This is a genomic window from Bacillus sp. ChL18, assembly GCF_026241425.1.
In the GTDB taxonomy this organism is placed as follows: domain Bacteria; phylum Bacillota; class Bacilli; order Bacillales; family Bacillaceae; genus Bacillus; species Bacillus velezensis.
The window spans coordinates 1,617,011-1,632,754 of record NZ_JAPHWE010000001.1; the positions used below are offsets into that span (position 1 = coordinate 1,617,011).

2 protein-coding genes are annotated in these 15,744 nt (G+C 44.1%); both read right to left on the reverse strand.

Going from position 1 to position 15,744, the window contains the following annotated elements:
• Window positions 1-21 precede the first annotated feature (21 nt).
• Window positions 22-7,026: an SDR family NAD(P)-dependent oxidoreductase gene (locus OQ477_RS07940; RefSeq protein ID WP_265972010.1), complete on the reverse strand. Its 7,005-nt coding sequence runs from the start codon at window positions 7,024-7,026 to the stop codon at window positions 22-24.
• Window positions 7,019-15,721, reverse strand: coding sequence for a type I polyketide synthase (locus OQ477_RS07945; RefSeq protein ID WP_265972011.1), 8,703 nt, complete (start codon window positions 15,719-15,721; stop codon window positions 7,019-7,021). Before OQ477_RS07945 ends, OQ477_RS07940 begins: the two co-directional genes overlap by 8 nt.
• Between the last annotated feature and the right edge of the window lie 23 nt (window positions 15,722-15,744).

Below are 15,744 nucleotides of genomic sequence, written 5' to 3' on the forward strand. Positions count from 1 at the left end.
GTCTCATTCCTTTTCTTTTCTTTATAATTCTTTGAAATCAAGTAAAGGAATCAGCAATTCTGACTCTTCCTTTTCTGGAGTTTCTCCATTGTCGATCCAGCATTGTTCCTTATTGAATATAATCGGAGAAAGCGGGTGTCTTTTTGTCTCTCCATATCCTAATGTGAGATGGCTGTCGCTCAATATCATATGTGCGTTCGTGCCCCCGAATCCAAAAGAACTGATTCCGGCTCTCAAAACCCCTTTTCTGGGACGCCATTCTTTTAAAGACGTGTTCGGAAAGAATGGCGACTGATCAAATTTAAAACGCGGATTTGGCGTTTTACAATGTAATGTCGGCGGGAGCATCTGATTTTTTATGGATAAGGCAACCTTTATAATACTCGCTATCCCCGCTGCGCTCATTAAATGTCCGAAATTCGTTTTTACGCTGCCCACTCCGCAAAATTGCGTTTCTTCCGTAACCTCCCGGAACACTTCTGTCAGCGCTTTTAATTCAATCGGATCTCCTATCATCGTACCGGTGCCATGCGTCTCGACATAACTGAGAGTATCTGCATCAATTCCGCCTTTTTTCAGAGCTTTTTTTATCACTGCGCTTTGCGCTTTCGGATTAGGTGTTGTCATTCCCATTGTCTGTCCGTCATTATTAACCGCGGATGAGTCAATTACCGCGTAAATTCTGTCACCTTCGGCAAGGGCGTCATCAAGTCTTTTCAAAAGGACTGCGCCGCATCCCTCTCCCGGTACAAATCCATCTGCCTTCTCATCAAATGTATGACACTTTCCTTCAGGTGAAAGCGCCCGAGCCTCACTCAGCATGACGTAAGGTTTTTGATCCAGCAAAATGTCAACTCCGCCCGCAATCGCCATATCTGACTCTTTTGACATCAGGCTCTGACAAGCGAGATGGACGCTGACCAATGAGGAAGAACATGCCGTGTCTACAACCAGATTCGGTCCTTTCAGATTAAAAAAGTGTGAGATATGCGCGCCTATGAAATTTTGTCCTATACCCACGATCGTATTTTTTGAAGGGGAACCTATTTTGGACATAAACGTCCCGGTCCGCGAACCGATGAAGACGCCGACTTCTTTGTTTGATACTTCTTCTTTTGTATAGCCGCCGTCTCTCAATGTCTGGACGCTGACCTCAAGGCATTTTTTGATTAACGGATCAAGCTCTGATGCCTCACTTTTGTTCATATTAAAAAACGCGGGATCGAAAGACTCAATATCTTGAAGAAATCCGCCCCACTTACTGATACTTTTTCCCTTTTCATAGGTGTCAGAGTAGTATGAAGAAATATCCCATCGCGACGCCGGGACTTCGCGGACACTATTTTGTCCTTTCTTCAAATTTCTCCAGAACGTTTCTGTGTCCGGAGCATCCGGAAACTCACAGCCCATTCCGATAATAGCGATTTGGTTCAGACTGGTTTGTTGTATTTGAGATCCGCTGTCCCGTACTTCGGAAGCATTTTGATTTATATGTTGCTCTTTTTTCCGAATCTCAATGTTTTCTGAATCAATTTGAGGACTGATCCCCTCACTTGCAAATAATTCGTTTAAATAGACGCCCAGTTGTGAAAAACTCGGATACTCCAGAAAAGCTGATGGTTCAATTTTTATTTGAAATGCATCTTCCGCTTTTTTGACAAGCTGAACCAGTAAGATTGAATCAACTCCGTAATCCGCAAAAGACGTTTCCTGATCTAAATTCTCGTAAGGTATTTTCAGCTCCGCGGAAAAAATCTCCATTAACTTCCTGATCATAGCTTCATTGTCTCCCTGACCAGAGATCTCTTTTTCTTCAGCATCCGGCTTATTTATAGCAGCTTGAATTCTTGTCTGAAGCAGCTGCTCCAGCTTGAATTTCTCCGGATGTGTCTTTGCCGGTATAAGGCAGGGGTATCCGTTTATCGTCATCATTTCATCCAGCATGGCAATACCTGTTTCTGTTGAGTGTGAAAGTAAACCAAGCGCCTGATATGATGGACTTGTCACCTCGCCCATCCCAATGTCCTTCCAGCTCGGCCAGTTAATTGATTGATAATACGTTCTGCCGGCTGCATGCTGATACGCCGCAAAGTAATCCATAAAAGCGTTCGCTGCGGCATAGTCACTTGTTCCGGCGCCTAATAAAGGAAAGGCGCTCGCAACAGATGAAAACAAAATGAAGAAATCAAGTTTGTCATCAATAAAAATGTCATGGAGTACCTGCATCCCCTGCACCTTTGGCTCAAATACTTCTCTTATTTCTTGATCAGATTTATGAATAAAAGCCGGATTCGAATGATTGGCTGCACCAGCGCAATGAATCACCCCGCCGATTTTGCCGAACTTCATTCTCACCTTTGAAAAGAAGCGTTGTAATTTTTCTTTTTCCGTGAGCGGCCCGGAATACACTTCCACCTGAACTCCCTTTTGATCCAACTCATGCAGCAGTTGTAATTTCGAATAAAGAGGTGACTTTTCATCGGTGTCTTTTAACATGCCGGCTATTTTATCAGATTCCGGAAGGTCGGTTACTCCCATCAACACAAGTTTTTTGACTCCCTTGCCGGCATAATGTCTGGCAAGTTCTGCTCCGATCCCTCTTGTTCCCCCTGTAATAACCAGGGTTTGATCCGTACGGCATACCGGCAGGCCGGATAGTTTCCGGTTTATTTCCGCTGCATGTAATTTCTCGACGTATGGAATATAACGTTCACCGTTCCGGTAGCAGATTTCACTATACAGCCCGTCAGCGCAAGCTTCATCTGTGATTACCTGTCTCAATTCCGCCGCAGTCCCGACATGCCCGTCTACATCTATTGTTTTTGATTTTATCTTTTGATACTCCGCACTCAGTATTTTATATAGTCCGGCTGTTTCGGCTCCGGCTAACGACGGCTTGTCATTCAGAAATGTCTGCAGCCCTCTGGTCACATGTAAAACGAAAAGCTGTTTACGTGTGTTTATGATTTCCTGCAGCAGTGTCAGCTTCCCGATTGTGCCGGTGTGTGCCCCGTTTTGATCACTCCGCAAATCTGACAGGTCAATCATGCCGATGATTTCCGGATTTTCTTCTATGACTGCTAGAGCCGTTTTTTTGGCTTCCCCATTTGAATGATCCCAGTTATCTGCGCAAATGACAGCGGGTTCAATCAGAGGATCTGAATCAAACAATTCGAATGCAAGCCGCTCACTTTCACTATTAGCCAGGATCATCACCTGTCCTTTCGTAAAAGCGGAAGGCGCAGCCTTTTGTTTTTTCCACGATTTTTTTAATACATCAAATGATAAGTCAATCGGTGTATGGGGCAGACTTTGCGGTACACCTGTTTTTTTCTGTTTCTGTGCTGTTTTTGCGGCAGGCACCCAATATCTGTTCCGTTCAAAAGGATATACAGGAAGAGAGATAAGCTTCGGTAATTCCGAAGTGTACATCTCTTCCCATTCAACGTCTCCTCCGTTCACCCAGTGAATGGCCATATCTCTTGCATTTTCAAAGTGAGCGGCTGACAGGGCACCCTTTTGACCAGCGCCTCGGCGGGCCTTTCCCCTATATAAACCGTTTACCTTCTGATCTGACCGCAAATACATCGTCAGCTTATTACGAAGATCGTCAATGCTGCTAACCTCAACAGCGAGCCGCTCTTCCATAGCGTTTCTCCCCGTCTGCGAAGTGTACGCAGCATCGGCTAGTGACGTGTTTGGCTCCAGTTCTTTTATATATGCATCAATCAAGAGTCTGAGCCGTTCTTCATTTTTGGCAGAAAGCAGAATAATTTGCGTCTTGTTGCTCTGTACCGTTTCCATCTTTTCTTCATTCTTATACTCTTCGATGATAATGTGAGCATTAGATCCTCCAGCGCCGAAAGAACTGATGCCTGACCTTCTGGCTTGATTTTGCGGCGTCTCCCAATCGGTCAGTTCAGACTGCACGTAAAACGGTGTTTCCCCAAAATCAATATTAGGATTTAAGTTATCGGAATGAAGGGAAGGAGCAAGCTGTTTATATTTCATTTGCATCAGCACTTTTGTGATAGAAGCAATTCCCGCCGCAGCCTCTAGGTGTCCGATATTTGACTTAACCGAACCAATTGCACAACGATAATCGCTTTTCGAGCTGTGCAAAGCTTTGGTTAAACCTGAAATTTCAATCGGGTCTCCCAAAGATGTTCCGGTGCCATGCGCTTCAATATAACTTATGCTGTCTGCATCAATCCCCGCCTTATCAAGAGTTTCACTGATGACGTTTGCCTGCTCGCCCGGATTTGGCACAGTGTATCCGTTTGTTTTTCCGCCGTGATTTACAGATGTTCCCTTAATCACACCGTAAATCCTGTCCCCGTCAGCCTTTGCGGCAGAAAGCGATTTCAAAAGAACGGCCCCGACTCCTTCTCCCGGCACATATCCGTCTCCTCCCGCTCCAAAGCTTCTGCAGCGGCCATCGCTTGAAACAAAATGGTTTTGTGAAAGTAAAGTATATTTATCCGGGTGTAAGGATAAATTCACTCCTCCGGCTATAGCGAGGGTGGATTCTCCCCTTTTTATACTTTCACATGCAAAATGAACAGCAGAAAGTGAAGAAGAACACATTGTATCAATTGCAAGGCTGGGTCCGTGCAGGTCAAAGAAATATGACACCCGGTTTGCGATAGACGAATATGAAGACAGGAGCGCCTGACGTTCCTCATCATCTGAAGCACCGGCTGCAAATAACTGATAGTGGCTGTAGGTGACACCGACAAATACACCTGTCTTATGCCGTTTCAACTTTTTCTTTGTGTAACCCGCATCTTCAAACGTGTGCCACGCTGTCTCTAAAAATAACCGTTCCTGAGGATCAATTAACTCGGCATCACGGGGCGAAATTGAGAAGAACAGCGGATCGAATTTATCAGCGTCTTTTATAAAACCTCCCCATTTGCTGTCATGACGGGCATTGTCACCTGTGTGATAATATTTCCGAAAATCCCAGCGCTCTTTCGGTATTTCCGTTATACAATCTTTTCCGGAAGAAATATTTTCCCAAAACTGTTCCACATCCTTCGCCATCGGGTAGCGGCCGGCTATACCGATAATTGCAATATCTTCCTCGGAAGGTGCGGATGGTATGCGGGAAACGGAAAGCTTCTCTCGTTTCGCCGGCGCCGAATGATCAATTCGCTGTTCGGCTGCCGGTAAAAACGCCTTCTTCAACTCATGATGATAGTGTTCAAGAAAATACTCTGACAGCTCTTCAACACTGCTGTATTCAAAGAAAAGAGTCTTAGACACTCTTCCAAAATATTTTTCCAGACGGGAGTTAAGACCTAAAATCGTTAGAGAATCAATTCCATAACGGTCAAACGTATCCTCGGGTAAAATACTGTCCGCCTGTCTTCCCGTTTCCGCACCGACGATCTCTGTCAAAAGACGAACCGTTTGCTTTTTCAGATCTTTTTCATTTAATTGCGGCAGATTACTGTTGTTTTCAGGCACAGTCTCTATTTCTTTATGATCCGTTGAGAGTAATTCACTTATTCTATCTTTGTCTCCGCTGATAACAGCCAGCTGAGAAGCAGAGCGGCTCATACTGTCCTGAAAAGCGGCAAGTCCTGCTTGGGCGGATAAAAGTTCCAGCCCTGCATGTCTTAAAGCTTGCAGCTCTCCCGGCCCGACTGTCATATTCCCCGCATCCCATAACGGCCAATTAATAGAAAGTGTTTTCCCGGGACGTCCTTTAATGCTTCGATACTGGGTGAATCCGTCCATACATCCGTTAGCGAAGGCGTAGTCGCTTTGACCCGCATTAGGCAGAACGGCCGAAAGGGACGAAAACATAACGAAGAAATCAAGAGGCTCTTCTTCAGCTGCTTTATCCAGCCAAACGGTTCCGAATACTTTAGGCGCTATAACTTCTTCTATGCTTTCTTTCGTTTTTTTTATGATAAATGCATCTTTAACAAGTCCGGCGCTGTGCAAAATTCCGTTTAATTCTCCGAATGTCTGCTTAATGTGCTTAATTAACGCGTCCGCCTCTTTTTCCTTTGAAATATCTGCCGGGACATATAAGGCTTCAGCGCCGAGATTTTCAAGAGCGCTCAATTTTTGCGCCGTTTCACGGGATGCCGGAGAACGCCCGGTTAATACCAGCTTGACTTCTGCCTGTTTCGCCAGATATTCCGCAAACAGATACCCGAGACCGCCGGCTCCTCCCGTAATTAAATACACACCGTTCTTTTTTACTCTGAAACTATGTTTCTCCCCATCTTCTTTTTTTACTCTTTTAAGCTGCCTTTTATAATAATGCCTCGGCTCATAGCAGGTAAAGTGGTCCTTCTTACAATGATTGTTCCATTCAAAAGAGATGACATCTGCAACATGCTGCTTTGTAAACGGCTCGTCAAACATTGATTTCAGCTCTGCAGCCTTACATGTGAAATTCGGATTTTCGGCCTGTACGGTCTTAAGAAAACTTTCAACCGCGTTATAAATCGGCTGAACCTCGCCCTCGGTATTTTCATACAGGTACAAAATTTCTGCTTTCGGACAAAGTTTGTTCGCCATGAAGGCCTGAAACATGTGAAACAAGGAAAAAAGACTTTTATTGAGCTGCTTTCTCATTGCATCTTCTGTATTTTTGAAGAGCCCGGCAGCCAAAAAATGAATAATATGACGGGGTCTTATATTTTGAGAACGCAGAACCCCGCATAACGCATCATAATCCTCATCTTTTGCAAAGTTCATTCTAAAACGACCGTTCCGGCAATCTTCGAAACGCTCGCCGGAAGTCACGTAAATGAAAGGTGCCTCATAGCCTTCAAGCTGCCTCTTCATTACGGTATACATGCTGTCGTCTTCGCAAAAAAATAAAATTGGCTCTTTCGTATGCGGGAATTTTCCACTGCCTTTAAATTCATGTCTATCCCATACCATTTCATATAGATGGGTTTTCCCCAAGCTCTTAATTAATTCCAGCCCTTCTTCAGGCGTCAGGCTGCATTCTTTCACCTTTTTCACGATTTGCTCAATTTGCATCGTTTTTTCATTCATGGAAAAGCAACTCCTCTATCAGCTCTGACGTCTCTTTCGTATTCATCTCACCTGTTTGTGCTTTTTCAAGAAGCGACATGATTGTTCCATCTGCTGTATCTTTATTTGAGTTGTGAAGCTCAGTACCCGAGAAAGCCTCAGCCTTCTGCGCTTCATCTTTATTTAAATGAATCCAATGTCTGTTCTTGCTGAAAGGATAGAGAGGAAGAGACAGTTTAACCGGTTTGAGTTCCTCCTCATACAAGTCTTCCCAGCTGATTTCACAACCGATCGTCCACAACTGAGCCAGTTTGGCCGGCTTGTTTTGCTGAATCAGTGATTGAACATATGCATGACCTTCGGGGCCGCCGAATATAGGAGCGTACAGACTATCAAAATCCGTTACATTTCCTTCATAAACACCTTGCAGCCTGCTCCCCTGGATGTAACCGTTTAATTTTTCAAGAAGATCTCCGGTATTCGAGCAAGTGATCGCAAGGCGGCATTCAAATGGTTCCCTTCCGGTTTGCAGCGTATATGCTATTTCTTCAAGACTGATTCCGGACTTTTCTCTAAAATTGCCGTTATGCGGTTTATCAGCTGATCGATTCCGGACGCTGCTGATATAGCGGCACAGCTCGCTCAGGGTCATTAATTCCTGAAATATATCTAGTGATATTTCTGTGCCGTACATTTGGTTTATATAAGAGATTAATTCGGAATAAGCCAACGGATCAAATCCGAATTCAGAAAGAGGTGTCTTTGCATCTATATCTGCGGTATCTAAACGCAGGATACCCGCTGCCGCTTCCCGAACCGCCTCTTGCAAATCACGTTCCTGCACCTCTTGCTGACTGAATTGAACTGATAGTTCTTCATGTAAAAACGTTGTTAACTCTTTGGCTTTAACCATCAGCCTTTCCTTTGTTTTGGCCGATAGAACAATGATTTGATCCCGCTCGGCAGTTACTGCTTTATCTTGTCCATATTCAAATTCTTCCACGATGACATGAGCATTTGCCCCGCCGAATCCAAAGGAACTGACTCCGGCACGGCGCGGAACTTCATTTCCTTGTCCATCTTTTAATCTGGCCCACTTCATTGTTTTATTGACAATATGAAACGGTGTTCCGCTTAATTGAATGTAAGGGTTCAGCTCCTTGACATGAAGTGTGGCAGGCAGTGTTTTATACTTCATGGATAGTAATACTTTAATCAGCCCCGGCATTCCAGATGCGGGCTCTAAATGACCGATATTCGTTTTTACTGAACCGATGCCGCAAAATTGATCATGATTCTTTCCTGAATGCGGTTCAAAAGATCCAAACGCTTTTTTCAAGCCTTCAATCTCAATCGGATCTCCCAGTTCTGTCCCGGTTCCGTGTGCTTCAATATAAGATATCGTATCAACAGGAATATCGGCATTTTTGTAAACAGACGTTAACAGTTCTGCCTGAGCTTCCGGGTTCGGCGCGGTCAATGAAGCAGATCTTCCTCCGTGATTTTCTCCGGTTCCTCTCAGAACTCCGTAAATATTGTCTCTGTCATTCATTGCCGCTTGCAATGGTTTCAATAACAGAACAGCTGCACCTTCACCGCGGACATAACCGTCAGCAAGTTTATCAAACGTCTTACACCGGCCGTCCCTAGACAAAATACCGAGTTTATCAGTATACATATGCGTGACTGGATCTAAGAGCAGCGAAACCCCGCCTGCTACCGCCAGCTCACTTTCGCCATTTTGAATCGAGCGCACAGCTCTGTGGATTGCTACAAGACTGCTTGAGCAGGCTGTATCAATGGACTCACTCGGACCTCTGAAATTAAAATAGTGGGATACACGATTGCTGATGAGCGCCTGGCTGTTTCCGGTTCCCGCAAACGCATGCGCCCCGTCCGAATGCCTCATCAGCAGCTGGCGGTAATCATTAAATTGAATGCCCGTAAACACCCCGATATTTTTGCCAGACAGCTTTGAAGCTTTGTAACCCGCATCTTCTATCGCTTTCCAGGTTTCCTGCAAATAAATTCTGTGCTGAGGATCCATGAGTTCTGCTTCCCGCGGATTAATATTGAAAAACGCCTCATCGAATTTATCGGCATCTGTGATAAAGCCGCCCCATTTCGAATGTACTTCGCTGCTTCCTTTGCCTTCGGCGTATTTTTTCCAATCCCAGCGATCCGGGGGAATTTCCTGAATCAAATCTTTTTCATTGATTAAATTGATCCAAAACTCATCTGCATTTTTTGCTCCCGGAAAAACACAACTCATCCCGATAATGGCAACTGGCTGCTTCTCTGGATGATGGTCAGCCTGTCTTGTTGTCTTTTTTTCAAACGGAAAACTTCGCGGCGGCTTCACGTTTTTCCCGGTGGTTTTCCCAGCGTGCACTACTTTCCTTTTTTCAGAAATGTTTTTTTCTGCATCTGTATTCCCTTTTGCAACAGTACGCAGTTCACTGTTTAGAAATTCTGAAAGAGACTTAATATGGCTGTAAGTAAAGAAAACGGCAGGTGTCAGCTTAAGCTTGTATTTTTTATTCAGTCGGACAGCTAATGTTTTCAAACTGATAGAATCAAAGCCGAGATTGCCGAAATTCTCTGCCGTATCCAGCTGTTCAATGTTAATTTTCAATAATTCCGATACCATTTGCTTCAGTTCTTCCAGGACATTGTCTGTATAAGCCGGTGCTGTATAAGAAATTTCCTCTTGACGAACCGGAAGCGTATTTACTTTTTGATGCGGCAGATCTTTTTTTGCTGGTGTTGTTCCGGCATCCCCGGTAACAACCGAAATTTGCGGACAGTCACTTGCCAAAATCGTCTCAAAAGCCGCTATCCCTTCTTCCGTTTCCAAATAATCAAACCCGGATGCAGAAAGATATGCTTCTTCAGCTTCTTTGTTTAAATGCATTCCGCCTTTACGCCACAACGGCCAGTTAATCGAAATGCTCTTGCCTTGTCTCTCTTGCCGGCGGCTCTGTTCGGATCTCCAATTTATATATTGATCTTGAAAATAATTGCCCAACGCATAATTAACCTGTCCAAAATCTCCGAAGATCGAAGAAATAGAAGAAAATACGATAAAGAAATCAAGCGGCTCATCTTTCGTTAATTCATCTAAGCATACCGTTCCTTCAATTTTAGCAGTCATGCCCTCTGAAAAATCAGTCAGATTCATCTCTGTAAATAACCGATCATCGGCATGACCAGCTGAATGAATAACACCTTGAATGGAGCCCCAAGTCCGTTTCGTTTCTTCTATGACCCGTCCCATCGTCTTTTGATCTGCGGCATCAGCTTGATAATATACAGCATCTCCTCCAAGCGCCTGCAGCCGGTCAATGTTATGGCGTTTATCAGCTGTTAACGGTGACCTTCCCGTCAATACTAATTTTGCTTGATACTGAGAGGCTAAATATTTTGCGAAAATCAGGCCCAGACCGCCCAAACCTCCCGTTATGAGGTAAACCCCTTTCTGTTTCAGCTGATGAGAGTGCTCTGTATGATTGAACACATACTCCTTTAATGTCTTAATATACCTCTTGTTCTTTATATATTTAACTTCTTCCGCCTGCCGTTCCATGCCTGAAACCATTTCGTTAAGACAAAATTCAGCCATTTTTTCAATTGATATACGTTCTGAAAAACCGATTGACTTCACATTCTCTGCGGATGGCACCAACATATTTGCCGTTTTTAAACAGCCTGCAAGAGCGTACGGATCATTCACGCCTTCTTTAAAAGAGTGAACAAGAAGCAAAGAATGAAGATAAAGAAAGGAGTCACTGCGGGCGCTCAGGGCTTTTAATAAATAAAAAATTGATTCCAGGCCGCTGAGAAGGTGGTCACCCGCGTAAAATGTTTCTCCCGTGTGCAAGATGACATCAGGAGAACATCCCTTTTTCTCTAATTCTTCGAATAAACGAATGTAATCTGACGTCACTTCCGGGTTTACACAGAATGTCAGCAGATTTTGATCGGTCTGCCGCTGATCCGGCGTGACGAGAATGACACGGCTGTCTGATTGAATTTTCAGAGCTCCAGCCAGTGCTTCATCTTTTGCAAAGACCAGAATTGTTTTTGGCTCCCTATCTTTGATTTCAATCAGAGGGTTTTTTTGATCCCACTTATGCTCATAAAAACGCACATTTTTATTAGGCTTTTCGCCCAAAACCAGCCCGCTCAGTTCCATCAAAATCCCGCCGGCATTGTCTAATACATACACATCATAAGCCGAATCGCTTTCTTCAGTTTGTTCTGCATATACATAAACGGGTTCAGTCTCATGATCAAAAATCGTACATTCTTTAATGTTTTCCGGGAGCTCTCCGGCATTTTCCCCCGCAAGGTATATGACGGCTTGATATACGCTCTCAATAACTTCCGGTTTGATTATGCACCCTTTCGGCCCGGCCTTTGCTTTTATCTTTAAAAGCATCTGTCCGTTCCTGCCGACGCAGTGCTCTGCCGCTTTCAGACTGTCACTGCAGCTGTATCCGAATTCGGCAAGCCGCTGATAAAACGCTTCGTACGGTATGCGGTCTGCATGCTGAGACAGGAACGGCTCAAGATGAATATTTCCGTTCTCGTACGCTCCGCCTTCTAATTCGAGCCGCCCTGAGGAATAAATGGATGAGTCGCTCTGTTTTTCTATAGAATACGATGCACCCTGATTATCCGGGGTTAATACAATCCGGATCTGCTCATTGCTTCCGCTTTGTAACATCGGTTCTCTAAAGGAGAGCTCTGTTAATTTAATAATCGGATTCCCTGAAGCCATCGCTCCGGCAGCTCTCGCCATTTCAATCTGGCTGAGAAACGGAAACATTTCCTTGTCTTGATACTTTGTTTTTATATACAAATCGGTATCGCTTACATTGATAAGAAACTTCTGTGCTTTAAAATCAGATATATTGCATGAAATGTAAGGATGCAGATCGTTATTTACGTTCATCCGGCGGCTTCCCGTATTTTGCACATCTATTCTGCATAGCTCTTTGGCAAATGGATATCCGGGTGCTGAAATCCGTCTCAAAGTGACATCTTTATAAAGTGACGGCCAATCTACTCCGTTACCGCCAACCCAGTATTCAGCAATCTTCACAAGATCCCTGTTTGCGGCTGCTTCTTCAATCTCAGCTTTGTTCATCTTTTGAGCTTCTGTTGTGTCTTTGCCGCTTGTAAAAATATGATCCATCGCATTTCCGAGAATGTAGTCTTTCAGTCCTTTAAGCAATTCATCTCTTGTGGAGGCGATAACAGCCAATCTGTGCGGCATTTCTTCTCTGCCGGTTTGTAAAGTAAATGCTGTATTTCTAAGTGTTTCTAATGGATAATCTCTGGCTGCTATATGTTCTTTTGCGCGTTTTGCGTATTCTGCCAGCCTGTCGGCATTTTTTGCAGAAAAAACAAATAAAAGCTGTTCAGGTTCTTCAGCCGCGAGAGGAGAGATAGCTTCATCCGCAAATTCTTCTAAAATAACATGGGCATTAGCTCCTCCTGCCCCGAAAGAACTGATTCCGGCACGCCTGGGAACGGATGACTCCCATTTTTCGGCACTGTCCGGTACATAAAAAGGTGTTTTTTGAAACGGTATATTTTCATTCAATTCAGCAGAATGAGTCAGTGACGGAACAATCGTTTTATGTTTCATTTGAAGAATAACTTTCGTAATGCCCGCTATGCCTGCAGCAGCCTCAAGATGTCCGATATTTGATTTAATCGACCCGATCGCGCATGTTTTCTTATCGCGTTCGGCATCTGAAAATGCTCTGGTCAGACCGGTGATTTCAATCGGATCTCCTAACGCGGTGCCTGTTCCGTGAGCTTCTATATAGCTGATGCTTTTTGGATCAATAAACCCTTTTTTTAAGGCTCTCGTAATGACCTCACTTTGAGCTTTGGGATTCGGCACGGTATATCCATTCGTCTTAGCACCGTGGTTGATGGCTGTTGCCTTAATAACTGAATAAATCTGATCACCGTCCGCAATAGCCTTTTTTACAGGTTTCAGCAGCACGGCACCTGTCCCTTCTCCCGGCACATAGCCGTCTCCTCCGGAACCGAAGCTTCTGCACCGGCCATCACTGGATAAAAATCCGCCTTGAGTCAGGAGTTCATATTTATGAGGATGAATGGATAAATTGACGCCTCCTGCAATTGCAATTTCACATTCATTCCTGATTAAACTTTCACAGGCAAAATGAACAGCCGTTAATGATGAGGAACACATCGTGTCCAAAGCAATACTTGGCCCGCTGAAATTAAAGAAGTAGGATACCCGGTTTGCGATTGATGCATACGAGGAAGAAACGGCCGCTTCGTGACCAACGCTGTACAGCTGATAGTGGCCGTACATAACCCCTGCAAAAACACCGACGTTTTTTCTTTCAAGCGTTTTCTTTGCGTACCCCGCATCTTCTATGGTGTGCCAAACCGTCTCTAAAAACAGTCTCTCCTGCGGATCAATTAATTCAGCTTCGGCAGGAGAAATATTAAAGAACAACGGATCAAAATGATACACATCGTCAATAAATCCCCCCCATTTGCTTTGGTTTTTTACTTCATCGCCCGCTGCGGGCTGATAGTGCAGCCCCGAATCCCACCGATCCTTAGGTATCTCAGTTATACAGTCTTTACCGTTCAATAAGTTTTCCCACAGAGTATCAAGATCATTTGCCATCGGGTAACGTCCGCTGATACCGATAATCGCGATATCATTGTCATGATACTTCTCCTGCTGCACCTGATTTTTCATCTGGATTTTCTGTTTCCCGTTAACATCGGCTGTCTGTTTATGATCTTTTTTCTTCTGAGATGGGGCGCTGCTCCCGTTTTCTCCTAACCGGAGTTTATGAAGAAGAGTATCCCTGTGCTCCTCAACGAAATACTGTGACAATTCTGCCGCAGTCTGATATTCGAATAACAGCGTTTTTGAGAGCGCGCCGAAATGTTTTTCAAGCTCATTCGTCATATTGATAATCATAACGGAATCAAGTCCGTATTTTTCCAATGCCTCTTCTGCATCTATTTTGTCCGCAGGCATCCTGAATTCTGCAGCAATCATTTTTATGATGAAATCAGATGTTTCAGCTGTCAGTTTCTCTGAATCAAATGATTCGATATTTCTCCCTGTTCCTTCATCTGCCTGAATGCTGTCTTTTCGTTCATATAATTGATGAACATGATTGTCAATTTGCTCATCTCCGTAAAATACAGTAAATTGCGAAAAACCGGAGGACAATGCGACTGCAAACGCTTCTTTACCTTCTTCTTTTTCTAAAGGATAAAAACCCGCCTTTTTCATTGTCTCTACCGTTCGCTCATCCACTTGCATGCCGACTTCTTTCCACAGCGGCCAGTTCAGAGAGAGAGAAATCTTATCAGAATGCTGGGCAGAACGCATATTCATGAAATGATCCATATAACTGTTTCCAAACGCGTAATCAGATTGCCCGACATTTCCCAACACTGCGGAAGTAGAGGAGAAGCAAATGAAAAAGTCAGGATTTTCTTTCTCAACAGCATCATTCAGCCACATCGTACCCAATACTTTCGGTCTGATTACCTGATCGAATTCCTCTCGTGACTTGTTAAGAAGGAAAGAGTCACGGATGATTCCCGCGCCCTGAATGACCCCGTTTACTTTTCCATAAGAAGTTTTGGCTTTTTTGACTACATATTCGGCTTCTTCCTTATTGGTAATATCAGCCTGAACATAAACAGCTGAAGAACCGGCATCCTCTAATCGTCTCAGCTGTTTTCTTATATGATCTGAAAGCGGAGATCTCCCCGTTAAAACAAGGCAGCATTTTGTTTGAAAAGCCAAATATTCTGCAAAGGTAAATCCTAATCCGCCCGCGCCTCCTGCGATAATATATACTCCATTTTCTCTCAGCGGCACATCTCCGCTTCCGGAATTTTTTTCGGGTTCATACGTTTTGAGCTGTTTGACATAACGCTGCATGTCTTTATAACGGATCTCTACATCTGAAGGCTGGAAATCACTCAGCTCATTGCGTATGATATCAGCTGCGTGAACGGCTGCTATTGACTGCTCCATTTCAATGCTTTTTGCTGAGATTAACGGATTTTCCAGCTGCAATGTCCGCAAAAATCCGCTTGCCGCCGCGTAAAGAGGCTGTTCTCCAGAAAGATGCGAAAAATATCCATATAACAGCTTGATCGGTTTGCGGCAGTTATTTTTGAAGAGCGCCTGTTGTAGTAAAAACAAAGAATAGACTCCGCTGTCGCATTGTTCACGAATTGCTCTCTCTGTCTTTTCAAACGGCATGTCTGACCACAAATGCACCGCTTCCCGTATATCTGACTTCTCTTCTTCTATAAGCCATCCTAACAGGTTTATGTAATCTCTTTCAGAGCGGGGGTCGATTTCAAATACACCGTCCCCGGTTTTTCGAAACTCTTTCCCCGGCTTAACCAAAATAACCCTTGTATCATGCAATGCAGCAAGTTCTTTACTCACATCTTCATTTTTATCAAATAATAAAAGGCTGCCCTCATGTCGGCCGCCTTTTACATGAATATTGAGATCTGTCCGCTGCCAGACCGTCTGATAATATATCGACTGTCCGTTAACCCCTGCGGAATGAGAACCAAGCTGCTGTATCCGCTTTACTCCTTCTTCCAAAGAAATGATGCCGCTTTCTATGTCAGAAAGTACTTTTTTTCTAATATGACGGGCTTCTTTCATAAAAATCTTCATCCCCTTTACAA

Coding starts and splice junctions, on each gene's coding strand:
- OQ477_RS07940 (WP_265972010.1), bottom strand. CDS start 7,026: ATGAATGAAAAAACGATGCAAATTGAGCAAATCGTGAAAAAGGTGAAA.
- OQ477_RS07945 (WP_265972011.1), bottom strand. CDS start 15,721: ATGAAAGAAGCCCGTCATATTAGAAAAAAAGTACTTTCTGACATAGAA.